At 63.4% G+C, this 24,110-nt stretch carries 29 protein-coding genes; 8 read left to right on the top strand and 21 right to left on the bottom strand.

Annotation, left to right across the window (positions count from 1 at the left end):
• Positions 1 to 178: 178 nt before the first annotated feature.
• The 5 genes from A3M3_RS0110585 to A3M3_RS0110565 form a co-directional block, all read right to left on the bottom strand.
• On the bottom strand, positions 179 to 724 hold the full coding sequence (locus A3M3_RS0110585) for an NAD(P)H-dependent oxidoreductase (protein ID WP_028266298.1): 546 nt from the start codon (positions 722 to 724) through the stop codon (positions 179 to 181).
• 16 nt (positions 725 to 740) lie between these two features.
• Complete coding sequence (locus tag A3M3_RS0110580; RefSeq protein ID WP_028266297.1) at positions 741 to 1,742, bottom strand: alcohol dehydrogenase catalytic domain-containing protein; 1,002 nt, start codon at positions 1,740 to 1,742, stop codon at positions 741 to 743.
• A gap of 75 nt (positions 1,743 to 1,817) precedes the next feature.
• Complete coding sequence (locus A3M3_RS0110575) at positions 1,818 to 2,501, bottom strand: NADPH-dependent F420 reductase (protein WP_028266296.1); 684 nt, start codon at positions 2,499 to 2,501, stop codon at positions 1,818 to 1,820.
• 76 nt (positions 2,502 to 2,577) lie between these two features.
• Positions 2,578 to 3,192 (bottom strand): NADPH-dependent F420 reductase, encoded by a 615-nt coding sequence (locus tag A3M3_RS0110570; RefSeq protein WP_028266295.1) that lies wholly within the window; start codon positions 3,190 to 3,192, stop codon positions 2,578 to 2,580.
• Between the two features lie 30 nt (positions 3,193 to 3,222).
• A complete protein-coding gene (locus A3M3_RS0110565; RefSeq protein WP_028266294.1) occupies positions 3,223 to 3,933 on the bottom strand; it encodes an SDR family oxidoreductase in 711 nt (236 codons plus the stop codon).
• A 130-nt stretch (positions 3,934 to 4,063) separates the two neighbouring features.
• On the opposite strand from A3M3_RS0110565, the gene A3M3_RS0110560 reads away from it, so the two are divergent.
• Positions 4,064 to 4,642: a TetR/AcrR family transcriptional regulator gene (locus A3M3_RS0110560; protein WP_028266293.1), complete on the top strand. Its 579-nt coding sequence runs from the start codon at positions 4,064 to 4,066 to the stop codon at positions 4,640 to 4,642.
• A gap of 479 nt (positions 4,643 to 5,121) precedes the next feature.
• Entirely contained in the window at positions 5,122 to 6,096 is a 975-nt protein-coding gene (locus tag A3M3_RS0110550; RefSeq protein WP_028266292.1) for an aldo/keto reductase, read from the top strand.
• Positions 6,097 to 6,145: 49 nt separating this feature from the next.
• On the opposite strand, the gene A3M3_RS0110545 is transcribed toward A3M3_RS0110550, so the two are convergent.
• The gene (locus A3M3_RS0110545; protein ID WP_028266291.1) at positions 6,146 to 6,709 is read right to left on the bottom strand and encodes a YceI family protein; all 564 of its coding nucleotides are present in this window, start codon (positions 6,707 to 6,709) and stop codon (positions 6,146 to 6,148) included.
• A 102-nt stretch (positions 6,710 to 6,811) separates the two neighbouring features.
• The gene (locus A3M3_RS0110540; RefSeq protein ID WP_028266290.1) at positions 6,812 to 7,351 is read right to left on the bottom strand and encodes a flavodoxin domain-containing protein; all 540 of its coding nucleotides are present in this window, start codon (positions 7,349 to 7,351) and stop codon (positions 6,812 to 6,814) included.
• A 158-nt stretch (positions 7,352 to 7,509) separates the two neighbouring features.
• Here A3M3_RS0110540 and A3M3_RS24690 point away from each other — a divergent pair, with 158 nt between their 5' ends.
• Positions 7,510 to 8,844 (top strand): DUF2254 domain-containing protein, encoded by a 1,335-nt coding sequence (locus A3M3_RS24690; RefSeq protein WP_197023205.1) that lies wholly within the window; start codon positions 7,510 to 7,512, stop codon positions 8,842 to 8,844.
• Positions 8,845 to 8,857: 13 nt separating this feature from the next.
• On the opposite strand, the gene A3M3_RS0110530 is transcribed toward A3M3_RS24690, so the two are convergent.
• Positions 8,858 to 10,267, bottom strand: coding sequence for a hypothetical protein (locus A3M3_RS0110530; protein WP_231497236.1), 1,410 nt, complete (start codon positions 10,265 to 10,267; stop codon positions 8,858 to 8,860).
• 83 nt (positions 10,268 to 10,350) lie between these two features.
• Entirely contained in the window at positions 10,351 to 10,605 is a 255-nt protein-coding gene (locus A3M3_RS28865; protein ID WP_231497235.1) for an ester cyclase, read from the bottom strand.
• Positions 10,606 to 10,692: 87 nt separating this feature from the next.
• Between A3M3_RS28865 and A3M3_RS24685 the strand changes: the two genes are divergently transcribed.
• Both A3M3_RS24685 and A3M3_RS0110520 read left to right on the top strand, forming a co-directional pair.
• Positions 10,693 to 11,826 carry a tyrosine-type recombinase/integrase gene (locus tag A3M3_RS24685; protein ID WP_035741616.1) on the top strand — a complete coding sequence of 378 codons (1,134 nt, stop codon included), beginning with the start codon at positions 10,693 to 10,695 and terminating at the stop codon, positions 11,824 to 11,826.
• Positions 11,823 to 12,167 carry a helix-turn-helix domain-containing protein gene (locus A3M3_RS0110520; protein WP_012311535.1) on the top strand — a complete coding sequence of 115 codons (345 nt, stop codon included), beginning with the start codon at positions 11,823 to 11,825 and terminating at the stop codon, positions 12,165 to 12,167. The genes A3M3_RS24685 and A3M3_RS0110520 overlap by 4 nt, the downstream gene beginning before the upstream one ends.
• Before the next feature lie 25 nt (positions 12,168 to 12,192).
• Here A3M3_RS0110520 and A3M3_RS28860 read toward each other — a convergent pair whose 3' ends face one another.
• Positions 12,193 to 12,456 (bottom strand): hypothetical protein, encoded by a 264-nt coding sequence (locus A3M3_RS28860; RefSeq protein WP_231497234.1) that lies wholly within the window; start codon positions 12,454 to 12,456, stop codon positions 12,193 to 12,195.
• 90 nt (positions 12,457 to 12,546) lie between these two features.
• Here A3M3_RS28860 and A3M3_RS24680 point away from each other — a divergent pair, with 90 nt between their 5' ends.
• On the top strand, positions 12,547 to 13,680 hold the full coding sequence (locus A3M3_RS24680) for a hypothetical protein (RefSeq protein ID WP_231497233.1): 1,134 nt from the start codon (positions 12,547 to 12,549) through the stop codon (positions 13,678 to 13,680).
• Here the strand turns inward: A3M3_RS24680 and A3M3_RS27435 are convergent.
• The 6 genes from A3M3_RS27435 to A3M3_RS0110480 all read right to left on the bottom strand — a co-directional run bounded on the left by A3M3_RS27435 (position 13,623) and on the right by A3M3_RS0110480 (position 18,755).
• Positions 13,623 to 14,087, bottom strand: coding sequence for an ester cyclase (locus A3M3_RS27435; protein WP_035741609.1), 465 nt, complete (start codon positions 14,085 to 14,087; stop codon positions 13,623 to 13,625). The genes A3M3_RS24680 and A3M3_RS27435 overlap by 58 nt on opposite strands.
• 44 nt (positions 14,088 to 14,131) lie before the next feature.
• Positions 14,132 to 14,962 (bottom strand): DUF2182 domain-containing protein, encoded by an 831-nt coding sequence (locus tag A3M3_RS0110505; protein WP_051423110.1) that lies wholly within the window; start codon positions 14,960 to 14,962, stop codon positions 14,132 to 14,134.
• Positions 14,959 to 15,564, bottom strand: coding sequence for a DUF1326 domain-containing protein (locus tag A3M3_RS0110500; protein WP_231497328.1), 606 nt, complete (start codon positions 15,562 to 15,564; stop codon positions 14,959 to 14,961). The genes A3M3_RS0110505 and A3M3_RS0110500 overlap by 4 nt, the downstream gene beginning before the upstream one ends.
• Positions 15,565 to 15,709: 145 nt before the next feature.
• Complete coding sequence (locus A3M3_RS0110495) at positions 15,710 to 17,077, bottom strand: MFS transporter (protein WP_028266285.1); 1,368 nt, start codon at positions 17,075 to 17,077, stop codon at positions 15,710 to 15,712.
• Between the two features lie 66 nt (positions 17,078 to 17,143).
• Positions 17,144 to 18,061, bottom strand: a complete 918-nt coding sequence (locus A3M3_RS24675) for a hypothetical protein (protein ID WP_197023201.1) — start codon at positions 18,059 to 18,061, stop codon at positions 17,144 to 17,146.
• A gap of 187 nt (positions 18,062 to 18,248) precedes the next feature.
• Complete coding sequence (locus A3M3_RS0110480; protein WP_028266284.1) at positions 18,249 to 18,755, bottom strand: mycothiol transferase; 507 nt, start codon at positions 18,753 to 18,755, stop codon at positions 18,249 to 18,251.
• A gap of 120 nt (positions 18,756 to 18,875) precedes the next feature.
• On the opposite strand from A3M3_RS0110480, the gene A3M3_RS0110475 reads away from it, so the two are divergent.
• The gene (locus A3M3_RS0110475; RefSeq protein ID WP_028266283.1) at positions 18,876 to 19,199 is read left to right on the top strand and encodes a hypothetical protein; all 324 of its coding nucleotides are present in this window, start codon (positions 18,876 to 18,878) and stop codon (positions 19,197 to 19,199) included.
• 750 nt (positions 19,200 to 19,949) lie between these two features.
• On the opposite strand, the gene A3M3_RS28510 is transcribed toward A3M3_RS0110475, so the two are convergent.
• From A3M3_RS28510 to A3M3_RS0110465, 3 genes are all read right to left on the bottom strand, one after another.
• Complete coding sequence (locus A3M3_RS28510; RefSeq protein WP_231497232.1) at positions 19,950 to 20,582, bottom strand: hypothetical protein; 633 nt, start codon at positions 20,580 to 20,582, stop codon at positions 19,950 to 19,952.
• A 44-nt stretch (positions 20,583 to 20,626) separates the two neighbouring features.
• The gene (locus A3M3_RS28505) at positions 20,627 to 21,184 is read right to left on the bottom strand and encodes a hypothetical protein (RefSeq protein ID WP_197023196.1); all 558 of its coding nucleotides are present in this window, start codon (positions 21,182 to 21,184) and stop codon (positions 20,627 to 20,629) included.
• 363 nt (positions 21,185 to 21,547) lie between these two features.
• Positions 21,548 to 21,862 (bottom strand): carboxymuconolactone decarboxylase family protein, encoded by a 315-nt coding sequence (locus A3M3_RS0110465; RefSeq protein ID WP_028266282.1) that lies wholly within the window; start codon positions 21,860 to 21,862, stop codon positions 21,548 to 21,550.
• A gap of 141 nt (positions 21,863 to 22,003) precedes the next feature.
• On the opposite strand from A3M3_RS0110465, the gene A3M3_RS0110460 reads away from it, so the two are divergent.
• Complete coding sequence (locus tag A3M3_RS0110460; RefSeq protein WP_028266281.1) at positions 22,004 to 22,759, top strand: ArsR/SmtB family transcription factor; 756 nt, start codon at positions 22,004 to 22,006, stop codon at positions 22,757 to 22,759.
• A 48-nt stretch (positions 22,760 to 22,807) separates the two neighbouring features.
• Here A3M3_RS0110460 and A3M3_RS0110455 read toward each other — a convergent pair whose 3' ends face one another.
• Positions 22,808 to 23,161 carry a GNAT family N-acetyltransferase gene (locus A3M3_RS0110455; RefSeq protein ID WP_028266280.1) on the bottom strand — a complete coding sequence of 118 codons (354 nt, stop codon included), beginning with the start codon at positions 23,159 to 23,161 and terminating at the stop codon, positions 22,808 to 22,810.
• Positions 23,162 to 23,285: 124 nt separating this feature from the next.
• Positions 23,286 to 24,065 carry a pullulanase X25 domain-containing protein gene (locus tag A3M3_RS0110450; protein WP_028266279.1) on the bottom strand — a complete coding sequence of 260 codons (780 nt, stop codon included), beginning with the start codon at positions 24,063 to 24,065 and terminating at the stop codon, positions 23,286 to 23,288.
• Between the last annotated feature and the right edge of the window lie 45 nt (positions 24,066 to 24,110).

Genomic DNA, 24,110 nt, shown 5'->3' with positions numbered 1-24,110 from the left:
AGTTCCGTCAGCCCACTCCCTGCAAGTGCACGAGTCAGCCGGGCACCGATCATACTCCTCGGCCGGCACTTACCAGCGCGACAGCCTCCCTCGCGCGCCGTATCCCAGCCACGACAGGAGGCTCGCTGCCAAGGAAGCCAGCCTCCCGCCGTCGGACGCTAACGCTCCCACTCGCCGCTCAGCGCACCCCCACGGGCACAGCCAAAAGAAGCTCTCGGTAGTGACCCGCGTGCGCCGCCAGTTCCTCGTCCGTCACACGGGGCGCTGAATGCAGGACCCTGGGTTCTTCCATCTCCAGGCCGCAGAGGTGCGCCGTTGCTTCCAGGGGGCGCAAGAGTTCGGCCATGGTGAAGCGGTTGTAGCCTTCAGGTGCGTAGGACGATTCCGGGCCGCCGGTGGAGATGACCAGACGCAGCCGCTTTCCGTGCAGCGCGTCTCCGCCGGGACCATAGGCGAAACCATAACTGAGCACCTGGTCCATCCATTCCTTCAGCACCCCGGGGACGGAGTACCAGTGCCAGGGGAACTGCAGGACGATGGTCTCGTGCTCTCGCAAGAGCTGCTGCTCCCGCGCGGCGTCGATTCGCCGGTCCGGGTAGCTGGCAGAGAGGTCATGGACGGTGACGTGTTCCACGTCCTTGATGGCTGCGGTGAGCTGAGCCGTGATCCGCGAGTTCTCCAGATCAGGGTGAGCGACCACGATGAGGGTGCGAGGTGGAGTCATGGAAAGTTTATCTGTCTCAGTCGTTAGTCAGGACCACGCGGAAACGTGCACGCCCTGACATCATGCGATCGAAGCCTTCTGCCGCCTTCTCCAGCGGGTAAGTCTCGATCATCGGGCGCACGCCGGTCAGGGCCGCGAAGCGGAGGGTGTCCTCGGAGTCTTTCGCTGTGCCCGAGGCATGCCCGGCGACGGAACTGCTGCCCATGACGAGGGCCGCCGCGCTGACAGAGAGGGGCTCGTGAGGAACACCGACGACCACGAGCCGCCCGCGGGCTGCGAGCCCCGAAATGGTCACCGACATGGCCTGCGCGTCGGTGACGGTGGCCAGGACCACGCTGGCTCCGCCTAGCCGCTTCAGCGCTGCGGCGACATCGGTGGTGGTGCTGTCGATGTAGTGATGCGCGCCGAGCTCGCGGGCGAAAGATTCCTTTTCGGCGCCGCGTGCGATCGCAACGGTTTCGAAGCCCATCTTGGCGGCGAATTGAACTCCGAGGTGGCCCAGACCTCCCAGTCCGACGACGGCGACAAGGTCACCGGGGCGCGCGCCGCTGTGCCGGAGTCCGTTGAACGTCGTGACGCCCGCGCACATCAACGGAGCGGCCTCCGCGAAGCTGAGCGCATCGGGGATCGCGGCAAGGGCATCGGCCGGCGCCAGGAGGTACTCGGCGTAGCCACCGTCGGCGGTCAGCCCGGTGACCTTCCCCACCTGGCATGAGACGAAGTCCCCGCGCCTGCATGATTCGCATTCAAAGCATGCTCCGCCGAACCATCCGACGCCCACGCGCTGGCCCTGAGTCCATTGCGTCACCCCTTCGCCACGGGTCTCGATGGTTCCGGCGATCTCGTGACCGGGCGTGCGTGGGTAAGAGGATGCCATGCCCGCGGCGGGCATCGAGTCGCTGTGGCAGATGCCGTTGGCGGCGACCTTTACAAGGACATGCCCGCGGGGCACTGCGGGAATATCGCGTTCAACGATCTGAAGGGATGCGCCGGGGGCGGCGAATTGGACAGCTTTCATGGCAGGGTGCCTTTCGAGAGAAGTGGTGTGCGGTCGGCCGCACGGGTCTGATGTTGGAGCCGGACGGCCCGTACCTCAGGGGCAGCGGACAATCTTGAAGTTGAAGTCCGGAGTGCCGAGTGCGCCCCAGAGGCGGAGCCAAACCGGCAGGAGCATTTCGGTGCCGCGAGCGGTAGTGATGTCGCCGAGGTCGATCACGTCTTGGTGGCCGAATTCTTTCAGGAGCCCGGTAACGGTGTCCTTGGCGTCGGAGTCGTTCCCGGAAACGAACACGCTGCCCGCCTCGGTCAGCCGGTCCGGATGAGCCATGAGGCCCGCGTTGAGAGTGTTGAGCGACTTGACCACCCGGGCCGCGGGAAAGGTACGCTGAATCTGTTCGCCGAGGGAGTCGGTGTCCTTGACGAACAGCGTCGGCGGCATGCCGGTGCTGAAATCGAGGGGATTGGCGATGTCCAGGATGATCTTGCCATCGAGGTTTTCGGCTCCGGCCTGAGTCAGGACGTCCAGGGACGCGGCGCCGTTGGTGGCATTGACCACGAGTTCGGCCCCGGCCGCGGCCCCGGCGAACCCTGCCAATGAGACGCCGCTGTTCTCCACGGCCCAAGCGGCGAACGGCGGGGTACCCATGGCGTCCGGCTCGGTGCGGGAAAGGGTGACCTCCGGGTCGCGGGTGCCGATGGTGACGGTGTGGCCAAGTTCGGCGAGGCGCGCTGCGATGGTGCGGCCAACAGTGCCGGTTCCAAGGATTGCGGTCTTCATGGATGGGTCTCCGTTTTCAGTGTGAATTCGAGTGGATGAACGGTCAGCTTCAGTGTGAATTCGAGTGGATGAACGGTCAGCGGGTAAGGATTTTGAATCCGAGTTCCCGGCCCATGCCCTGGCCGATGGCGAGGGAGAACCAGAGGGCGACGAAATCGTCCACAATCTTGGCCTTGTCGTTATCCCCAACGCGGATCGGACGCAGCCCGGTGGACTCTATGAGGTTTTCCGCGACTGCCTGGGCTGGACCGGCGGGACCGGTGTAGAGGAGATCGCCGTTGAGCTCGCCGTAGCGCGGGTTGGCGAAGTTCTCCCAACCGAGGCTGTTGAACGCCCGGTACGCGTGGGCGCTGGGAGCGTGTTCGGTAATCAGGGACAAGCTGTTCATGCTCGGGGCGCCGATGTTGTTGGTGGCGTCGATAACCACCTTGCCGGCCAGATGCTGGCCGTAGGCGGGGATAGCGTCTGCCATGGCACTGCCGTTGATCGCCCACACTACCGCTTCGGATGAGTTGATGGCATCCTCGATGCTCGTGAGGCTGGCCCCGGCACGGCGTGCGAGCTCAACAAGGTCATCCCGTTGGGGGTTGCGCGTGCCCATGGTGACGATGTGCCCTGCCTGAACGAAGCGGGCGGCAAGCGTTTGGCCGATAATGCCGGTGCCGATGACTGCTACGCGGATGGTGTCCATGAGGGATTCCTCTCTGTTGTGGCGGATCAATCAGACGAGCTGCACGCCGCCGTCGACGTCCAGGACGGTACCCGTAACGAAAGTGTTGCGCATGAGGAATATAGCCGCGGTCGCGACATCCGAGGGCAGCCCTGCGCGGCCGGCGGGCACGCTCGCAGCGTAGCCGTCGAGCATGCCTTGGCGCATCTGCTCAGGCATTCCCGCGTAGGCCGGGGTGTCGACCAGTCCAGGGGCGATCACGTTCACCCGGATGGGGGCGAGATCGATCGCGTTGGCCTTGCCGAACGCCTCAAGCGCCGCGTTGATTGCGGCCATCATGGGCCGTCCCGGTGCGTGCTTGCGGCTAGCAGCCCCGCCCACCAGGGTGATGGATCCGTCCTTGGCAATCCGGTCCGCTGCCGCGCGGATCGCCTCGTAGTAGCCCCAGAACTTGGTGTCCATGAAGGGCCGCACCTCATCGGTGGACAGGTCCCGGACGCCACCCATGGCGCCGGGTCCGGCCGAGAGCACCAAGTGGTCAAAGGCTCCGATCCGCTCAAACAAGGACTCGACGGAGGCGGTGGAGGTGAGATCCACGCGCTCTAGCGCCACCCCGTCGGGGAGGCTGACGTCCTCGGTGGTGCGTGCGGCCGCCGTGACCTGGGCTCCTTCCGCTGCCGCGTGCTCGACGACGGCGCGTCCAATGCCGGATGTGCCCCCGATGACAAGGACGTGCTTACCGGCGAAGTTGTAAGGGCTCATGGGGTTCTCCCGTAAGTAGGGCGTCGATCAGATGTGACGGATCGTTCCCAAACAGTTTGTGACGGAACGATCCGTCTGTCAAACTGGATGCAGGAAACATGGAAAGAAATTCAAAAGGAGTGTGTTTTTCGTGGCCCGCAAGAGTGGCGAGGAGAACCGGCGCAACGTGCTCGAGGTGGCGACACGCCTGTTCTATGAACGCGGAATTCGCGCAGTTGGGATGGACACCGTGGTCAAAGAGTGCGGCGTAGGCAATGCCACCATCTACCGCCAGTTCCCCACCAAGGATGCCCTCGCCACCGCATATGTGCAAGGACGCGCCGACGCCTGGTTCGAGCGCATGGAACAAGCCGCCGGGGAATCCCCCTCCCCCGCGGGTAAGCTAGTGGCTGTTTTTGAAGTGCTCGCGGGGGACACCGCCGGCGCCTCCTATCGAGGGTGCCCGATGCTGAACACCAACACCGAGTTCCCCGAGGGCAACCACCCGGCGCACCTCGTGTCCGTGGAGCACAAGCAGCAGGTACGGGACTGGTTCCACTCCCTCGCCGCGGACGCCGGCGCCCGGGACCCAGAGCAACTCGCGGATGAACTGCTTCTGGTCCTCAACGGCGCCTACGTCACCGCCGCGGTGCTCGACGGCGCCACGTACGGTAAGCGCGCCCTCCGCCTTGCCCGGTTCCTCATCGAGGACGCCTGCCCGGACTCGTAGTGGCATGGGGGCCTGTCCGGGCAGACCTGAGTGCTGTGCTACCCGCCGGCCGGGCCCGGGGGCAACTCGAAAGTTTGGGAACCACCATCGGTTTTCACCTGTGCTCCGATGTCCATGGACTTCGGATCTTCGACCACCATGTTTCCCGATGCGTCATTGGACGATGCATCTTTGGACAGGGCTCCTTCAATGAGCATGAGTTTCAGGTCCGGGCCGCTTGGGGAGCGTGGGAATCCGCCCAATGAGCGTCCCGCCGTCCGGCCTATAGGACCGTTCCACCATCGGTTCCCTTGGAAGCGCGCGGGAGCACTCACTGCGCCCCCAATTCCGAAAACCTACCAGTGACCCCACCCAAGCCCGTTGTCCCGCCTCCACCAACGTGCCTATAGTGGCGTCCATCGCACCCTTCTCTGAGCACCGTCCTGCCGTCCGGCACATCCTGCCGCCCGGCACGTTCTGCCACCTACAGGAGAGAACCCATGGAAAACCGCACGCTTGGTTCACTGACCGTCTCCGCCCTCGGCCTCGGCTGCATGGGCATGAGTGAGTTCTACGGCGAAGGGGACGAGCGCGAATCCCTCGCCACCATCAACGCCTTCCTCGACGCCGGCGGCAGCCTGTTGGACACCGCCGACATGTACGGGCCTTTCACCAACGAAAAACTCGTGGGAAAGGCCATTGCCGGGCGCCGCGGGGACGTAGTGATTGCCACGAAGTTCGGAAACGAAAGGCGCGACGACGGATCGTGGGTGGGCATCAACGGCAAGCCCGAATACGTCCGCTCCGCGTGCGACGCCAGCCTGCAGCGCCTCGGCGTGGACCACATCGACCTGTACTACCAGCACCGGGTAGACAAGACCGTTCCTATTGAAGACACCGTGGGCGCCATGGCCGAACTGGTCCAGGCCGGAAAAGTCCGCCATCTGGGACTCTCGGAGGCCGCACCGGACACGATCCGTCGCGCCCACGCCGTGCACCGGATCACCGCGTTGCAGACCGAATACTCCCTCTGGGAACGGGAGCCCGAAACGAAGGTCTTCCCGGTCTTGGAGGAGCTGGGCATCGGATTCGTTCCGTACAGCCCTCTGGGCCGCGGCTTCCTGACCGGGCAACTGCGCACCGAAGAAGACTTCGCCGAGAACGACTTCCGCCGGCACTCACCCCGGTTCCAAGGCGAGAACTTCAAGCGCAACCTGGAACTCGTTGACCGGGTGAAAGAACTCGCCGACCAGAAGCAATGCACGCCAGGACAGTTGGCCCTCGCGTGGCTGCTGGCACAGGGCAACCACATCGTCCCGATCCCCGGCACCAAGAAGCGCGAACGCCTGGCAGAGAACCTGGGGGCCACCGCCGTCGAACTTTCCGAACAGGACCTCATACGGCTAGACGAACTCGCCCCGGCTGGTGCAACAGCAGGAGCCCGCTACCCCAACATGTCCAGCATCGACACCTAAGCCGAGACTCTTCTGGGGGTAGCGGGCTCCGCCGGACTAACTATTGGGATTATTCGGCGGCAGTAGGCTCCGCCTGCTTGACCAAGGCAGCCTCAAGGTTGATTTTCACCTTGTCGCTGACCAGGAAACCACCGGTCTCCAGCGCCGCGTTCCACGTCAGCCCGAAGTCCTTACGGCTGATCTCGGTTTCGGCTGAGAACCCGGCGCGCGTCGCGCCGAAAGGATCAACAGCGACGCCGGTGAACTCGACTTCCAGCTCCACCGGCTTGGTGATCCCGCGGATGGTGAGATCACCCGTGAGCGTGTAGTCCTCGCCGTCGCCCTCTGCGCGGGTAGCCCGGAAGGTCATCTCCGGGAACTTCTCGACGTCGAAGAAGTCGGCGCCGCGGACGTGCGCGTCCCGGTTGGCATCACCGGAATCGAAGCTCGCCGTCTTGATGGATGCGTGGAGGGACGCATCGGCCAAGGAGTCGCGCACCCGAGCCTCTGCCGTGGCGTCCGTGAAACGTCCACGGACCTTGCTGATGCCTGCGTGCCTGACGCTGAAGCCAATCTCACTGTGGGACATGTCCAGCAACCAGACGCCGGAAGTAAGACCTGAGGGAAGAGTCATGGTGGATCTCCTGATTTGCAAGAATTCGCGTGGATCGGTCCTCTCCACCCTTGTTGAGCCGGAACTTGAAGTCAAGGATTCCAGCGCAATTCGGCCCCCTGTCTATGTCACTGGAGTAGCCAATCCGGCAACGAAGTCCTCGGCGAACCGTCTCACTCCGTCCCACTCGGTGTAGACGTAGTCGCGCGAGGTGTCCGTATCCAGGCTCTCTTTGTCGCGGGCGATCATCTGCATCAGGTGGCGTTTGATGAACCCGTAATGGGTGTAGAGCAGAGCGCCGCCAAAGAGCCCCACGTGCTTCGGCCGCCACCCGGTCTCAGTCTCGAACTTCTCCACATAGCTTTCCGCGTTTTCCTCATCTCCGCGGGCTGCGAGGCTGACTGAGAAAAACGCGGAGGGGATGCGCTCAAGCACGTTGATGTTGTTCCGCACAAAGTCCCGGATGTAGACCTCGTGCTTGCCCATATGGACGGAAGCCCCCACGACGACGGCATCGTAACCGTCCGGCAGGGGGCCTCCGGCGTCCTTGATATCCACCGTGTGCACCTCGTGGCCGTGTCCGCGAGCGACGTCGGCAATAAATTCCGCGATCTGGCCCGTCTGTCCTTCAACGGTCCCGTAAGCAATATAGATGTTGGCCATAGGGCAGTCTGACCCGCCCGCGCCCAGTCCGTGTAGGGTCCAAGGTCCTCCGGGTGCTTCCGTGGATGGAGGCCTCGGCCAGCGACCCGCCGCCCGATAGGCTACTTTTCCCCAGCCACCACTTGACTGGCGAGGACTGTCGGCCGAGAGTGTCACATGTGAGGCGTGAGGCCGTTCGGGAGTATCTTGCGAGTGCCCTGTGGGCGATGCCGACAGGCGCCGTCGTCCTCGCGATCATCGCAGGGGCGGGCCTGTCTGCGGTGCAGCTCGGTCCGGAGTCGCCCCTCGCCGTCCTGCTCTTCCAAGGGACGTCCGATGACGCACGGAACCTGCTCATAGGGATCGCGAGCACAATGGTCACGGTCATCGCCGTCGTGCTTGGGCTCACCGTTGTGGCCCTGCAGCTCGCGTCGACGCAGTTCAGCCCGCGGCTGCTGCGGAACTTCCTGCGCGACATCCCCAACCAGGTGACGCTCAGCGCGTTCGTTGCCACGTTCGCGTACAGCACGGCGGGCCTCTACACGGTCGGCATCGCCGGTGGACAGCGCACCCAGGACTACCCGCGCCTTGCGGTGAGCGGCGCGCTGCTGCTGCTGTTCGTGAGCATGGTCATGCTCGTCTTCTTCGCCCACCATCTCTCGCATTCGATCCAGGTGGACCAAGTCATGAAGGGTGTCGAGAGGGCTACGCTCAAGGTGATCGAGCGGTCATTCGTCCCGGGCGATCCGGGTGTTCACATGCCAAACCCGCCGCCTGGCGCCACAGCCTTGCCGGTACCGCAGTCGGGATATGTCCAGGCCCTCCATGTCGAACCGCTCGTCGGGGTCCTCGCGCGCCGAGGCCTCACCGTCCGGATGGTGCCTATGGTCGGCCGGCACGTCATCGCCGGGTCCCCGCTCGCCTGGGTGTGGGAGAGCAACCACGACGGCGAACGTCCCCGACCCCCCGACGCCGGCACTGATTTGCGCCGGGCACTCGCACAATGCGTGCGGATCGGTTACGAACGGACCCTTGAGCAGGACGTCGCCTTCGGGATCCGGCAACTCGCCGACGTCGCGTCCAAGGCGCTTTCGCCCGCCATCAACGACCCCTACACCGCGAACCAGGCGGTGGACCATCTCGGCTCGATCCTCGCGGCCCTCTCGCTCAGAAAGCACGGCCCGCAAGCGGTGGCGGACGCGCAAGGCACGGTGAGGCTGTATGTACCGGCCCGCGATTTCGCCTATCTCCTGGACCTGGCCCTCGGACAAGTGCGGCGGTACGGCGCGAACGAGCCACGCGTCGTCCGAGCCCTGCTGCGGGTGTGCCGTGATCTCGTGTGGTTCGGCGACGCGGCCCACCACGCCGTCGTGCGGCAGTACGTCGAGACCCTCATGAGCGACGTGACGCGGCTCGTGGCCCAGCCAGCCGATCGCGAACCCCTTCTCGCGGAGGGGGCCGCGGTGCTTGAGGCCTTCGACGCCGCGGACGGCGCGAGCGATGCCGCCAGCTAGGTCGGTGCGTGCGTCATTCGATCTCTGCTTCCGCGGCCGCGTTACGGATGCCGCGAGGGCGTCCTGCTTTGGTCCAGGCCCGGAAGAGGAGGCCTGCGATGGCGAGGGCGACGGCGAGGCTGATGATGGGGAAGCCGCGGACGAGGTTGGCAATGAGCGTGAAGGCCACGACGATAGCTCCAACGGTGTTCAAAATGAGGAGCCCCGGGTGACGGTCCTTGCGGGCAAAGAGTGCCATGGAGACCAGGCCGGCGAGGAAGCTGAGGAAGACCGCGACGGCATAGAACAGGACAAGCTCCTGGTCGTTGCCGCCGGCGATGGCGGTCACGGCTCCGGCTAGGACGATGAACACCGCGACGCCCCAATAGGGGGTGTGGTGATGATTGGTGCGGCCCAGGGAGGGAGGAAGGATGCCGACGGTCTCACCGTTGGGGTTGATGTGGCGTGCCAGAGCCTTGAGCAGGCCCGGTCCAGCCTGGAAGCCCGAGGAAGCCGCGGAGAGCAGCAGCAGGGCAGTGACCGACTGGAAGGCGGCGAACACGGGCGCCGGGGTAGCGAGGCGGGCGAGTTCGGCGATCTGCGTGCTGTGTTCCGGAGGGACGCCGACGTGCAGCTGCGCGGCCTCCAGGGCGAGGCCAAGGGTGATGGTACCGACGATGGCGAGAGTCAGCCAGAGGGTGAGCTGCCCGAAGCGGCGCTTCCCGGCGTTGTCGAGCTGCCCGAGCTGGGCAACCGCCGAGGTCGCCGCTTCCACGCCGGTGGCCATGGCCATGGCGACCGGGAAGGCAAGCACCACGGCAAGGACCGGTTGATGCCCGGGGGCGCCCGTGATCATGCCAACCGGTCGAGGCGTTGCGCCCAGACCGTAGACAAGGACGACAACGGAAACGACGATAAAGGCCACAGTCATCGCCGCGAAGACCAGCCGGCCCAGATGTCCGAACCAGGACGCGGCACCGACAAGGACCACCAGGCCCAGCCCGAGCAGCACCCGCCAGGGAGCAAGGGCGGGGAAATAAGCGATCACCGCCGAGGAGGCCGCCGAGACACTGATCGCGATAGTGAGCAGGAAATCCACCACCAGCCCGCCGATCGGGATGAAAGACCCGCCGTCTCCGAAGGCCTCACCCACCGCGGCAGCCGCCCCGCCGCCTCTCGGGTAGCGGGCGACGAGCTGCCGGTAGTTCACGACGACCAGGGCGACGATGGCCACCACCAGGCCCATCGCCGGGACCAGCAACGCCAAATCCCCGTTCAGGGCGCGCAGGGCCGCTTCGATGGCATACGCAACGGAGGAGACAGGGTCGGCCATGACCGCGAAGGCAAACGCCAACAGCAGCGCGGTGCGGGACCGCAAACCTCTTCCCAGACCACCTCTGGTGGACGTTCCGCGCAGAATTTTCACGGGGATCTCCGGTTCCATGACAGACCTATCGACCTGCCGACCAGACTTCCCGGCTCACCTGGATGCCTCCCGCCCGCTGCTAGGAGCGCGGGCGGGAGACGCTATTGGGGTACGGCGCCGATCTGCTGCATGAGGCTCAGGTTGTTCGTGGTTCCCCAATGCTCAGCCACTTTGCCGTCCTCAACGCGGATTATGTCAGTGCTGTAAAAAGGTTGTCCGCATTTTCTGCGAATATGTCCACTCTTGATAACGGCCGCGCAGGCGTAGGAATCCGCTCTGACCAGCCCGTTTACTCGCTTCGCCGTGGCAGGGATCTGCTCGGGCGAACCGGTGCGCCCTGCGCTGAACGGCTGCATAATCGGCGACTTACCAGGCGTTTTGGGCCTTGGGTTTGCATTTTTTGCATCTCGACTGCAAAACTTGCAGTCGACATAGGAGGCTTCTTGGGTGATAAGTTCGGCGGTCTCGCGTTCTTGCCTCTGCCGAATCGGGAGCCGGACCGTGACGGGTTCCTGAGCGAAGTGCTCACCGGGTGGAAGAGATCCCACTTGGCGCAGAACTTCACCCTGCAGACGACCAAGCGCCGGGTCGCCTCTGTGATGCGCCTGGCGGACTTCTCGGGCAAGTATCCCTGGGAATGGGGCCCGGTCGACGCGGACGAGCTGTTCGCTCATCTTCGCGGTGTTGAGAACCTTGCCCTTTCCACCGTCCGGGCCTACCAGACGGACATCAAGCTGTTTTGCGAGTATGCAACCAACCCTGAATACCCGTGGAACGAGAACTGCGGGCGGCTCTTCGGGACAACCTTTTCCCAGGTGATCACCGAGTTCAACAAGGCCCGACACGTCCAGGATGCCGATATGGGTCCGGAAAAGCGTGCCTTCACTCCCGAGGAGCTGCAGGCATTCTTCGACCTGGCCGACCTGGAAGTCGAACGGATTATTAACTCGGGGCGCAAGGGCGCTCTTGCCGCGTGGCGTGACGCTGTCGCCTTCAAGACCGCCTACGGCTGGGGCCTTCGGCGCGACGAGGTTCGTCACCTCAGCCTCGTGGATTTTTCCCGCAATGTTAAGGCCCCGTACTTTGGTGACTACGGCATTCTGCGCGTCCGCTTCGGGAAGCCGCAGAAGGGCTCCCCCAAGAAGCAACGGTCCGTCCTGACCCTTGTGGACTGGGCGGCCGAGGCGGTTGATGACTGGGTCAGACGCGGCCTTCCCCGGTATGGGCAGCCTGTCGGCGACCTCTTCCCGACTGACCGTGGAGGCCTGGTTCCGGAAAAGAACCTCCGGGCTCGGATGCGCGGGTTCCTTGACGAACTCGGCTTCCCGCCGGGGCTCGATCTTCACTCCCTGCGCCGGTCCTACGTCACGCACATGCAGACCGAGCACGGCTATGACACCAAGTTCATCTCAATGCAGGTTGGCCACGAACACACATCGACCACCACGATCTACACCCTGCCCTCCCCCGACTATGCCGCGCGCGAACTCGAACGCGTTCTCAACAACACCCTGCTGGCCAGCAACAGCAGGGTGCTGACCAAACCCAAAACGCCTCCCGGAAAGACACCACGATGAACCGTCAGATCGACTACCAGTTTCGCGTCAAGGAGCTGATGGCACGCGCCGGAATGCGTAACAGCCGTGATCTTGTTGCTCCGCTTCGGGAGCGCGGCATCACGCTCTCCGAGTCGCAGATCTACCGGCTCGTCGGCCAGAACCCGGACCGGATCTCGTTCCAGGTCCTGGCAGCGCTCTGCGACATTTTCAAGGTCGAAGCCAACGAAATCCTCACCTACACCGCAACGGACGCCCGCACGCAGCGCCGTCGCACCGCGGTCGGCGACGGCACGGATGTCCCCCTGCTGGCCGCCTACCGGCCGGTCCGGGCGCGCATTACCCGCCCCCATGAGCAGTGAGTTCAAGCCGCGCGGCCGTCCCCGCTCAAACAGGACGAGCGAGGGCTGCGACCGCTGCGGGAAAACCACCGGAAAAATCCGGGTCCGCTGGCCAGACGGACGCATCTGCGGCATCTGCTTCACGAACGCAACCCACCGATACGGCCGATGCCCGCTCTGCGGCGCCGACAGAATGCTCCCAGGCCGGACCGATACAGGCGAGGACACCTGCCGCGAGTGCGCCGGCATCACGACAAACCTCACCTGTGACAACTGCGGCCGCGAGGCCGAGCGCTTCCGCGGCGGTCACTGCATCACCTGCGTACTCACCACCGATCTGACAGAGCTCCTCAGGCCAAATGACCCGCCCGACCTGCGGCTAAAACGCCTGATTAAGATATTGACCGAATCCACCCGACCCGAGAGCATCTACACCTGGCTGCGCAGCAACGGTGGCCGATCCGCATCGCTGCTCAAACGAATCGGTGACCGAGAGATCGAACTCTCCCACCAGGCTTTCAACGAGCTTCCGAAGACGCCGGCAGTCGAGCACCTCCGGGCAATCCTCACCCACAACCGCATCCTGCCCGCCCAGGAAGACCGCCAGCTGGCCATGTTCGAACAATGGCTCGACGAACGCCTCAACCAACTCTCCACTACACCGGAAATCCACGCACCCATCGAGCGTTTCGCCCGCTGGCACCACCTCAAAAGGCTTCGGACAGAATCGTCCGCGACGAAGAACATGAACTACGCCGTGCGCTCGGCGAAACAGGAGATCACCGAAGCAGGAAAATTCCTCCGCTGGCTCCACGACGAGCACGGCAGGACAGCATCTTCCATCCGCCAGATCCATCTCGACGAATACCTCTCCGAGGGCACCTCGACCCGTCGACATATCAGGAACTTCATCCAATACCTCAAGCGGGAAACGCCAGGGAAGGACATCCAGGTCGCTGCGCGGCTGGCCAAAACGACACCTGTCCTCAGCCAACAGGAACGCCTGGACCTCGTCCGCAAGCTCATCGAGGCCGACAACGTCGCCGTCTCGATCCGCATCGCAGGCCTGATCTTCCTGCTCTATGGCATCCCCATCGGCAGAATCGCCATGCTCACCATCGACGACGTCGAAGTGACCGGCAAGGGCATGTTCCTCAACCTCGGCCGGTACCCAGCGCCCATCCCCGAGCTGCTGGCACCCATGTTCTGGGCCCACATCCAAAACCGCGGCGGCCAGCAGACAGTCAACCGCGACAGCCGCTGGCTCTTCCCGGGCGTCCGCGCAGGATCTCCCCGATCCCCCAACACCCACCTCCTAAAACTTCGCAGGATGGGCATCAACATCCAGGGCATCCGCAACGCCACCCTGCAATGCCTGGTCAAAGAAATCGACGCCACCTCACTCGCCCGCATGCTCGGATACAGCAAGCAGACTCTGTCCCGCCACGCCGGAGCCGCCAGCGCACCCATGGCAAGCTACGTCGTTGGCAAGAACCCCCACTTCGCCCAGGAGCGAGCCGGCAAGACGCCCTGACCGCGGGAGGCTCCGCGACAGAAGCTCCGGACAGAAGCACAGTTCCCCAAGCCAGGGAATACGCCCCAAACCGATAACCCGCTTATCCAGTTGTCGAATTCGACGCTGTTGCCCGATGCGGGAACGCCCGCCATCTCCCCGCGGTGCGTGCCCGTCAGAATCACGTAGCACGCCTCCAGGTTTCCGTCGGCCAGCCATGGCTCGATCGTCTTGACCTTGATGTCCGGGAACGCCTCCCGGACGGCGGTGACGAAGAACCGGACGCCGTCCTTGCCTGGCGGTTGCCCCGGAAGAGCCTGCTCGTGATCGATGAGGTCGTCCATCGCCAGCTCATCAATGAGATCGAGATTTCCACCCTCAATGATCTCTTTGTAAAAACGCTCGATCAGTCCAGTGCCATTTGCCATTTCCGACTCCTTAATGAATGAGACCATCCAATTTTTCCCTGAACCTACATCCCGAGCCCGGGCCCCATCACCGGCACAAAGGCGACAAACACCGCTATTAGGCCCAGCGCCACGGCGACTGAGCGGTTAGCGAACCGTTTCCACGGGAGCATCTTCTCGAGCGCAATGAACGCCCCGACCACAGCCATCCATCCGACGCTCATCACGCCGAGCGCGAAGAGTGCCACCATCAACGCCCAACAGCAGGCAACGCACCATGCGCCGTGCTCCACTCCAAGGCGCAGCGCACCAATGGGCCCGTAGCGGATGCGGTGCAGGATGAAGTCCATGGGGGTCCGGCATTTCATCAGGGAAACGTTCTTGGCCGGCGTGAGCTGGTAGACCGCCGCGGCAAAGATCACTCCCGCAGCCAGATAGCGCCCGCCAGGATCAGAGGAAAACAAGCCAGGGACCAGCGCCGCCACCGCTGTGTAGAACGCGTAGGCGGCGAGACCGAAAATTGTCCACGAGATCAGGTAACCGGCAACGAACACGGCCGTAGACCCTGACGGAGCGTAGCGTCCGGTTTCGCGGCGGTGGTGGGTGATCCGGGCGTAAGCGACCACCATGGGCGCCACCGACGGAAACATCATCGCCGCCAGCATCACAACCCAAGTAGTAAGGAAGAAGCCCAGGGGTCCCGGATCTGTCCACCGCCCCATGTCCATCCCGGAGGTTTGCACGGCAGAAACGATCCAGCTCACGGCCGCGAGGACAAGGAGAACCGCGACCAGAGCGGCCTCGCGCAGATCCACGTTGAAGACTGTGGCGCGCGGCGCACCGCTCGCCACAGTTCCCGGGATTAACCTTCTGCGCGGCACGTGCCCGGCCGTCATGCCCTTCCCTTGGGGGCGCCTTCGGCCATCTCGCTTGCGTAACTGAATTCCCCGCTCTCGCCATAGATCCCGTCGAAGTCCAGGCCGAAGAGATCCGAGTGCCCTGGCGCCTTGCCGATCATGTAGTCGGCAGCGAAGGCGTACATCGCGTTCTTGACGGTGGTGACGCCGCCACCCGGTCCGGGCAGCGTTTCCAGCGTGTAGTTCACGCTGTCTCCCACCGCGCCGGACGGGTTATCGCCATCCGAGAACGTGACGTTTGCCCTCTGAACGCCCAACCATTCGCCATATAGGGCAGCTAGATCCCCGAACGGTCCGCCGACCTCGCCGTGGAGGATGCTTTCGAGGGCGGTCGCTTGCCCTTCCGAAGCGCCTTCATCGACCACGACGCCGATCTTCCAACCGCCCGCTGTGAGGTTTGACGGGAAGAAATTGACGAAGGCGAAGTCGACACCCGAAAGGTCGGTGTCATCGAGCTTCCCATCCGCAACATGGAACACGGCGACACCGCGGCACTCGCCGTTCGTACTGTTAGGCCTGCCGTCCACCGGGCACGGACAGATCAACGCGCAACTGCAATTGGCAACATATTTTCCGGACATTTCCCAAGACATTGAGGACTCTCCTCGCTAGTTCATTCGACTAGCGGAGCTCCCCCAGAGGCAGCGCCGAAAACACTCAGACCGAGACCACGAACCTCGTAAGGCCGAGATTATTCCCGCCCCATGGGGGTGTCAATATGATTTGCTAACCCACGGCCCCCGGCCTCCGCCACATTGCCGCAAGCACGAACACCACCGCACTCAGCCCCAACATCACCAGCACCATGAGCCCCCAGTTTGCTTGGTTCACCCCGGGCCCATAGAGCACACCGATCAGCACTGTCGCCGTAATGGCCCCGAGGTAGCGGCATGTCTGGAAGATCCCGGCGGCCACTCCCCTGTCCTCCGGCCGCGCGGACACGTACAGGCCTTGGTTGGACGCGGTACTGACCACGCCGTACGGAACGCCCATCAGCGCCGTAAGCACCAGCACCAGCGGAGGCCAGAAAGACAGCGTCAGCAGCCCCAACGCCCCGGAAGCAAGCGCCAAAAGCAAGACTCCCACGATCATCACGGACCGCACGCCGAACCGTTCCATGAATCGCACCGTCACCGGAGTCATGAAGACCGACATGGCAGCAAGGGGAAGCATGAGCAGGCCGACCACGCCGGCGTCGTACTTTGCCGCCTGCTGCAGCAACTGCGGAAGCCCAAAGAACGAAAAATAATAGACAGCGCTGAACACGGCGAAACCCAGGTACAAGAGCAGGAGCGGCCGGTTCCGGCCGAGCAGCCGCAGGTCCAGGAACGGCGGGCTGAACCGCAACTCGCGCAAAGCAAATAGCCCAGCCAGGACCACCGCGACGGTCAGGAACCACCAGCGGTAGGACGGCATCACGTTAAGCAGCGCCATCATGGCCAGCGTCAGCGAGGCGATGAAAGCCAGGATGCCCGGAATGTCGGAATCGCGCAGGAGGACCGAGAGCCTGCCGCTTTCGCGTGCGACGTCGGCCGGCGCCACCCGCCGGACCACCACCAAAGCGAGGAGGGAGATCGGCACGTTGATCGCGAACAGCGCCTGCCAGCCGACCAGGCTCACTAGGAGACCCCCGACGACGGGTCCCACCGCGGCTGCCGAGGTGTTCGCCATCTGGATTCGCCCCAGGGGCCGGGTGGAGCTGAGGTTCGCCTGCCGGCTGAGCGTCGAGACCATGACGACGGCGCACGGGTACGCCGTCGCGGTCCCCACCGCCATGAGCGCCCGGGCCACGCAGACTAGGGCGAAGTTCGGCGAGAACGGCGCCAACGCACAGGAAATAGCCACCACCGCCATACCGAAAGTGAACAACCGCCGGGGACCGAAACGATCCGCGAGCCTGCCCATCAGCGGCTGGCCCGCGGCCGAGGCAAGATAGAAGGACGTGATCACCCAGGTGACCGTAGCGACGTCAAGCGCGAAGTCCTCGCGCAGCACCACCAGGGCCACCGCAATCATGGACGAGTTCAGCGGATTCAGCGCTGTCCCCAGGCTGAGTGCAGCGATCGCTAGGCCAGGGCGGGGTTTGTTGCTCACGCCCCTAAGTCTGGTCCATGGTTGCCTCGGGTCACGAAACGCGACACGAACGTCCGCGGGCAAGCCTCAGCTCTGCGCTATCGACAGCAGCGGCTTCCGCTTACCGCTGGCGTCGGTAGTCAGCGTCGGGATCGGGGGCTTCGCCGGAACAGCAGCCGGCGCAGGTGCCGGGGGTGGTGGCGGTGCCGGCGGAATGCAGGAGTAGTTGTAATCCAAGTCAGTGGTGAATTGGGTGAGTGCAACCACGCCGCCGGCCGTCAGGGGCGGGGCCGAGCAGAGTTCCATTGCCGACTCCGTAGACGTTGCTCCTGCAAGCCAGCTCTTGAGCCCGTTCAGATTGCTGTCGGGATGAAGCTGCCCGGCGATTACTCCGAACTGGTACGAGGTTGAATAGATGCCCACCGCCGCTCCAATGCTTTGCAGGTAGGCGGCCATGCCTTCAATATCGGCGGCGTTGGCCACGGTGTCCCAGGACCACGCGTTCCCGGTCTCCACGTCCAGCCACCACATGTGCTTGGCGGGGTCGGGTACGCCGTAATGATTGACGTCGTCGAACGCGATGCCGTAACCGTAGAGGTAGGCGCACGCCGCCGAAGCCGTCCCGTCGCAGCTCCCATACGGGTTTGGACGGCTCATGCCCACATCCGCATCGGACGCCGGCCACCACCCGGCCCCTGCGGGATTGGCGGTGTTGACGTACAAGGCGACTGGCGACTGGCTGGTCCCGCCCACCGAGCCGCTGGCCCAGCCCAGCTGCTCGGCGAAACAGGGGTTCGCCGTTTCCGGCCTCCCCCCGTTCACGCCGACGATCCCGAACGCCTGGCCCGAAGGTAGCCCACCTCCGCATTGAGGCCACGAAATGTCACTGCCCAAGGCTGCTGCCGGATCCGGAGACCCCATGGGTTGAGCATGCGCGGCGGAGAACGGTGTGGCTATCCAAGCAAACATAAGGCAAGCGACGGCCAGAAGTTTTGCGGCTTTCATAATGAGCGTCCTTGGCATGGTTGAGGCCCTGCCGGGTTTGGTACTGCCGGGTTTGGTACTGCCATTGATTCCCGGAAGCAATGGCAGCGAGCCTTCTTCGGCTCACAACGAAGCCTACGGACGCAAAACCGCGCAGCCTTGAGTGATCCCTACTGGACTTAGTTAACGAATCTGCGAGTGCCGGCGGTTAGGCACTTGCCCCCAGGCCCTTGACGTACGCTGCCTGCCCCACATGCTGGAGGCAATCGGCGATGGTGCTGATAATCCGCACACCTAAAGTCACGGGCGGATCCCAGCGGGTGTCGACGATGCTATCCAGGTCAGTGTCACCGAGCGTTTTCAGGAACCCGGCCGTCTGCCGGTGAACGGCGTCATAATATTCGAGCAGCAGCTCCGGCGGCGCCTCCACCGTGTCAACTTTCTCGCTCGTGTGGCCGTAGCCTGTGTCCCGTTCGGGAAGCGGCAGGTTGAAAAGTTTGGCAAATCCCTGCGAGGTCCAGACCTGTTCCAGGCCGGCAGCGGAGGCGAGCTGTACGTCCTCCACCCGGCTAAGATGCCAGATCAACCACGCGATCGAGTTTCCGGTGCCTGAAGGCCGACGGACCAAGGACTCGCCGTCGAGCCCTGCAAGGGTAGCCGCGACGATGTCACGGATCCGGCCAAAGGCATCCAGCAGCAGTTCGTTGGATTTCATCGAGTCCCCTAGCTGTGCGTTGTGCGTGAGCCCATTTTTCCACGGAAGCCACACCTCATCCGGGGATTAGCAGGCATAAGCTACACACAGGACGTCTCTTCCACCGCCGGGGAGCCCATCATGGACACTGAATTCGCCGATGTCATCGATCATGATGTCACTACCATCACGTGCATCTGCAGCAACACTGTCAGCAAGGACGGACTGATTCAGGCCGACTCAAAAGGCATCCCCGTTTACCTCGGACGGGACACGTCCGTCCCCGCCGGGCTCGCCTTATGGCCCAAAGACGAGGACCTCTACACCCTATGTCCATCGTGCGGCCGCGTGTACCGGGATGCGGTCATCGAAGAGCCCGGCACGGCTCCCGTTGCTTTCCGGGTCGATGTCACCACCGATCCGGTCGCTAAGGCGATCCGGGCTCATTGGGACCTCAACACCTAGGGATTGCCGGGGCTCGGTCGACGTTGAGTGCGAGGGCTAACGATGTCCGACCTTCGTAACAGGGTTTATCCATGGTGGGGTTCTTCGCCCCGGGGGATGTAGTCACCAACTCATCGAACGACAAATGTTGCACTAAAAAATTAACCACTCTGTAAATAGATGCGACAACTGTTGTTAGTTAACTACTTTTTAAGTTACATTTATGTCACCAACCAACAGGCAGGCCATTTTCCTGCTGTTTTGAAACAACAAGGAGCTGATTAGGATCGAAGCCATCATTTCACAGTTGATCACCATATTTGGACCCGTTGTTATGGGGTGGGCAACCACTCTCATCACCTACGTTGCCCGCACGCTTGGGCTAATCTGATCCCCAAAGGCAAGAGCCGCTCCACTATTTGGAGTCATTGAAGCCCCGCGTCCACCCTCCCGGGAGGTCGGCGCGGGGCTTCCGTGTCTAAACTTTGCGCCCGGAAGAACAATATGACCAATACTGTCATATTGTTGCTACAAGGATGCGGGCCACTCCAAGTTTGACTTTTTGAGAGAAATTCACCATCCATTTGGGATTGCCAAGATGGAACCCACAGGCGGGCCCTGAAACAACCACAATCTGCTCCACGATTCCGGCAGAGTAAATGACGACGTGGACCCGGATGTCTAGCAGCACCGGAAACACAAAAGGAAGCGGTCCCAGACAAGCTAGCCGGGGACCGCTTCACCGCGCCCTTCACAAACGAGCACTACATATCAACTGATGGTGACCACGGGTTCGCCTGCAGCCGTCAGCCCGGTCCCGGCGGTGCAGATCCCCGAGCGGACATCGCCGTCGTTGTAGATTTGCCGGAGGCAACTCCGCAGCGCCAGCTGACCCCAGTAGTTGGGGTGCAGCGATTCCTGGACGTAGTAGTCGCTGAATGCGGCGCTTGCCGTCCGGACTTCGCTGATCCACTCACTGACATCGACCGCACCCGGGCTCCGCCAATTGGCCAACGGCGTGTTGTTGAGCTTCTCCGTAGTGGAGGCGCACAGTTCGTGGCCGCTGAACAGGGTGGACACATCAACCGTTTGCACATTGGCCACTTGTGACGCGGCGATGCCGGAGGCAATAGTGGAGTTGATGGCAGGGTGGGCAGTCCCGGCGGCCCAGTCAAGGTCGGCGTTCCAGAATCCGCAGCCGTATGTACTTTGACGGCTGAATCCGCCCTCCGGGTAGGAAATATTCGTGCTACGGGGCAGCGGTGAAACATAGTTCTGAACCACCAGGCCGTAGTCGCCTGCCGCGTAGCCGGCATTGGACATGGCCTTGGCCACATTGGCCAGCGCGGTGCCGATCCGCGACGCCACGGCTGCCCGGTTGCTCGCAGAGAAGTTGCTGGCCACCGCGGCGGAGTCCTTGCAGTGACTCGGAGCCCACGAAGAGCTGGTCAAGAACATGGAGACGCAGTTTGCGATGATTCCCGGGAAACCGAGATCGTTCCCGCCGATGGATACAGCCACCATTTCACTCGGTTACCCGAAGCGAAGGTCTGCAAGGCCAGGGCCTGTCCGATATTTCCGGCGCCGTCGTCGTAAAAATCTAGTCCGGGCTTGAACTGTCCGAAGGCGTTCCACGCCGTCGCGGCCTTGGCCGCTGCGCAGGCCAGGTTGAGTGCGTTCGCCTGTCCGATCCTGATCGCCGCCGAAGATGAGCGATGGCAGCCGGCAGTTCTCTCTTTATTACCGGCGTCCAGGTAGGCGGCGGCCCCCAATGCGTCAGTCTGCGCCGCGTCACTCGAGTTGCCTGCCCAGCGGCCAGCCTCCCCCGAAATATAGGAGTCCCCGACACTCACCACCCACGCATCCCCGGCGGGAAGGACCGCCTGAACAGGCCCGGCAGTCAACCCGGACAAAACGACGCCGAGGACCAGCGATGCGCCGAGCGCCCGTTTGCCAAAAAGCCGGCGCCGTTCGGCCAACAGGGCTGGTACACGGAATAGTTTCATTGGTCATCCTTTTTCCTGCCCGCGGCAAATGCTGCGATGGACAGGTTGCCGGCCCCGGGCCGCCTCCAGCCCGACGCCGTAATCGGCAGGAAAAGTCTGATCCGAACGGAACCGCCCTGCGGATCGAATCCAGCGGACGGCTTGGGGGCGAGTCTACGGTTTAGTTACCGGCCAGTAAAGTAGAGCGAGTCGACTCATCGACGTCAGCCACACGACCAGGATGTTCCGGCCCCACATTCGCAAAGCAATCACCGCCCGCATCAGATACAACCCTCGCGGACATGAGCCCATCGCGAAGATGGGGTCGCCCGCGGCGGGAGGCACGCCGTCGTCGATGGCTGACGCGCGCCAGGGATGGCGCCGCTACTCGGCAAAAACCTGCTTGGCGACCGCCATCGCGGACATGGCCTTTGGCCAGCCCGCGTAGAAGGCCAGATGCGTGATCGCCTCGCTGAGTTCGGCCTCGCTTAGCCCGTTCGCCTTCGCCAAGCGCAAGTGCCCCACCAGCTGTTCGGTGCTGCCGCTCGTGACCAGGCAGGCAACGGTGACGAGGCTCCGATCGCGCTTGGCCAACTCGGGCCGTTCCCAGACGTCGGCGAAGAGGACGTCGTCTGTAAGGGAGGCCAATTTGGGCGAGATGTCCCCGACGAGCTGCTGGGCGCGGGATTGTTCGGTCATGGTGTTCTCCTCGTTCGTGTTGACTTCATTCCCATCGTAGAAAGACACGGGTGAACGAGGCAGGGACGGCTATTACCTGTCACCCACAGGGTGACCTCAAAACCGTTGACATGTGACTAAATGGTCACCTATTCTGGAGCCATGGACGCCGTCTTCAAGGCACTCTCCGACCCCACCCGCAGGGACCTGCTCGACGAGCTCTTCCGCGAGGACGGCCAGACCCTGAGCGCTCTTGAAGCTCGGTTCGACATGACCCGCTTCGGGATCATGAAGCACCTCAAGATCCTTGAGGACGCCGGACTGGTTGTGACCCGCCGTCGTGGTCGCGAGAAGCTCCACTTCCTGAATCCGGTACCCATCAGGCTCGTCCACGACCGCTGGGTGAGCAAATATGCAGAACCATGGGCCGCTGCATTGAGCGACCTCAAAACCAGATTGGAAAATCCCGTGGAAAAAATCTTCGAAATCTACATCAAGACCACCCCGGAGCGGCTGTGGGAAGCCATCACGGACAGCGACATCCGCAGCAAATACCAGTTCGGCAACACCCACGTCGCGGACTGGACACCCGGCGGTCACTACGAAATGCACAACCCCAAAGCCAACGGAATGGTCCTCGGCGAAGGCGAAAACGTGGAGGTCGATCCCCCGCGCAGGCTTGTCCAGACCATGCGCGCGCTCTGGGGCGAGGACGTCAAGGCCGAGGGCACCTCACGCGTCACCTGGGAGATCGAACCCGTGGGCGATTCCTGCCACCTCACCGTCACCCACAGCGAGCTGCGGGAAGGCGGCAACGACCAGATCTACGGCGGTTGGCCGATGATCCTCTCCGGCCTGAAGACGTGGCTTGAGACAGGTGAGGTCCTCACCACTCCGGGCTCGCTGATGTACTCCTAAGGGTCGACGGCGGCGCGCCCGGGCGGCCTGCCGGGAACCGGCGGTCCGTCAGGCCTTGGCGGCCGGAGCGAGAGCCGCGTTGAGGTAATCCAGGTGCGCGGGTGTCGGGGACGTCGTGTTCGCCGCGTATTCCGGGTGCTTGGTGAGAAACGCCTGAATGAAAGGGCACACCGGCACAATCCGCAGTCCTACACTCACCGTTTCACTCAGAGCTACCTCGGCGAGCTTGCCGGCAAGACCTTGTCCGCCGTACTCCTCGTTGATCACGGTGTGGTAGAAGATCCGCTGCGGGGACCCGCCGTCGTCGTACGTCTTGTACGCGGCCTTGCCAATCACGCCGCCGTCAGCCAGCACTTCAAAACGCTCGCGGTCAACGTTGTGTCGGAAGGTGGCATCAGTCATCGTTAGCTCCTTGATGGGTTCTCTGACCAACCCTAACCTCGGAGGCGGGGCGCTTTGTTCGGCTACAAGCTCCACGTTTCCTCCAAGACCGAAGGTGGACTTGGAGGAAACGCGCGAGTTACAGCTAGCCGATGACGATGTCGCGCGTGGCGTGGTCGTACGTGAAGGTGACCTTGCCGCCGTCGTGGTTTAGCTCGTGGTTGGCACCATCACGCACGCCGAACGCGCCGTAGTTCTCGTCCCACGAGCGGTTCAGTGCGATCTTGTAGGTGTAGAAACCGGCCGGCAGCGTGGCGGCGAGAGTCCAGACTTTGCGTCGGGCGTTGAACTTCATCTGGACCTCGTCGTACTGTGGGGCCCAATCCTCGGGGGCGCCGAGAACCGTGTTGAAATCACCGGCGATCGCGACGGCGGACGGCTGCTCGAGCTTCTCGACGGAGGCAGTCGCTTTGGGTGCGGCAGCCTTCTTGGGGGCCGCTTTCGCAGCGGGCGCCTTCCTGGTTGCCGTTTTCCGCGCGGGAGCCTTCTTGGGCGGCGCGGTCGGAAGAGGGGTATCTGCCGGAACAGGGGTGCCCTCGGCCAGGGCGACGGCGAACTCGTCCGGCTTAGCGAAAGCGACGGTGGCGCGAAGGCCGTCGTCGGTGATGGTCCAGCCCGAGCGCCCCTTGACCAACCAGCCGGCTTTGACCAGCTTCGCGGTCTCCGTGGTCAGGCTCTTGTGGCCGCGCGGAATGCCTCCGCTGAGAAGCTCACTCTCTCGCTCGTCCAGCGGGACGCGGACAATCGCTTCAGCCAGGATCTCGCCGGCATTCAACGACTTCTCTGACCAAGTTCCTTCAGCCAAGACGTCAAGGACGGTCTTGAGGCGGACACTGCTCTTTTCGACGGCGGATTTGGCTGCCAATGGATCTCCTTCAACGGCGAACATTCCTCCAGCAGTCTGCCAATG

Source organism: Arthrobacter sp. MA-N2 (assembly GCF_000517125.1).
In the GTDB taxonomy this organism is placed as follows: Bacteria; Actinomycetota; Actinomycetes; order Actinomycetales; family Micrococcaceae; genus Arthrobacter; species Arthrobacter methylotrophus.
The sequence above is the reverse complement of the archived record's forward strand: the minus strand, read 5'-3'. Positions and strand labels throughout refer to the sequence as shown.

Coding starts and splice junctions, on each gene's coding strand:
- A3M3_RS0110585 (WP_028266298.1), bottom strand. CDS start 724: ATGACTCCACCTCGCACCCTCATCGTGGTCGCTCACCCTGATCTGGAG.
- A3M3_RS0110580 (WP_028266297.1), bottom strand. CDS start 1,742: ATGAAAGCTGTCCAATTCGCCGCCCCCGGCGCATCCCTTCAGATCGTT.
- A3M3_RS0110575 (WP_028266296.1), bottom strand. CDS start 2,501: ATGAAGACCGCAATCCTTGGAACCGGCACTGTTGGCCGCACCATCGCA.
- A3M3_RS0110570 (WP_028266295.1), bottom strand. CDS start 3,192: ATGGACACCATCCGCGTAGCAGTCATCGGCACCGGCATTATCGGCCAA.
- A3M3_RS0110565 (WP_028266294.1), bottom strand. CDS start 3,933: ATGAGCCCTTACAACTTCGCCGGTAAGCACGTCCTTGTCATCGGGGGC.
- A3M3_RS0110550 (WP_028266292.1), top strand. CDS start 5,122: ATGGAAAACCGCACGCTTGGTTCACTGACCGTCTCCGCCCTCGGCCTC.
- A3M3_RS0110545 (WP_028266291.1), bottom strand. CDS start 6,709: ATGACTCTTCCCTCAGGTCTTACTTCCGGCGTCTGGTTGCTGGACATG.
- A3M3_RS0110540 (WP_028266290.1), bottom strand. CDS start 7,351: ATGGCCAACATCTATATTGCTTACGGGACCGTTGAAGGACAGACGGGC.
- A3M3_RS0110530 (WP_231497236.1), bottom strand. CDS start 10,267: ATGGAACCGGAGATCCCCGTGAAAATTCTGCGCGGAACGTCCACCAGA.
- A3M3_RS28865 (WP_231497235.1), bottom strand. CDS start 10,605: ATGCAGCCGTTCAGCGCAGGGCGCACCGGTTCGCCCGAGCAGATCCCT.
- A3M3_RS0110520 (WP_012311535.1), top strand. CDS start 11,823: ATGAACCGTCAGATCGACTACCAGTTTCGCGTCAAGGAGCTGATGGCA.
- A3M3_RS27435 (WP_035741609.1), bottom strand. CDS start 14,087: ATGGCAAATGGCACTGGACTGATCGAGCGTTTTTACAAAGAGATCATT.
- A3M3_RS0110505 (WP_051423110.1), bottom strand. CDS start 14,962: ATGACGGCCGGGCACGTGCCGCGCAGAAGGTTAATCCCGGGAACTGTG.
- A3M3_RS0110500 (WP_231497328.1), bottom strand. CDS start 15,564: ATGTCCGGAAAATATGTTGCCAATTGCAGTTGCGCGTTGATCTGTCCG.
- A3M3_RS24675 (WP_197023201.1), bottom strand. CDS start 18,061: ATGAAAGCCGCAAAACTTCTGGCCGTCGCTTGCCTTATGTTTGCTTGG.
- A3M3_RS0110480 (WP_028266284.1), bottom strand. CDS start 18,755: ATGAAATCCAACGAACTGCTGCTGGATGCCTTTGGCCGGATCCGTGAC.
- A3M3_RS0110475 (WP_028266283.1), top strand. CDS start 18,876: ATGGACACTGAATTCGCCGATGTCATCGATCATGATGTCACTACCATC.
- A3M3_RS28505 (WP_197023196.1), bottom strand. CDS start 21,184: ATGAAACTATTCCGTGTACCAGCCCTGTTGGCCGAACGGCGCCGGCTT.
- A3M3_RS0110465 (WP_028266282.1), bottom strand. CDS start 21,862: ATGACCGAACAATCCCGCGCCCAGCAGCTCGTCGGGGACATCTCGCCC.
- A3M3_RS0110460 (WP_028266281.1), top strand. CDS start 22,004: ATGGACGCCGTCTTCAAGGCACTCTCCGACCCCACCCGCAGGGACCTG.
- A3M3_RS0110455 (WP_028266280.1), bottom strand. CDS start 23,161: ATGACTGATGCCACCTTCCGACACAACGTTGACCGCGAGCGTTTTGAA.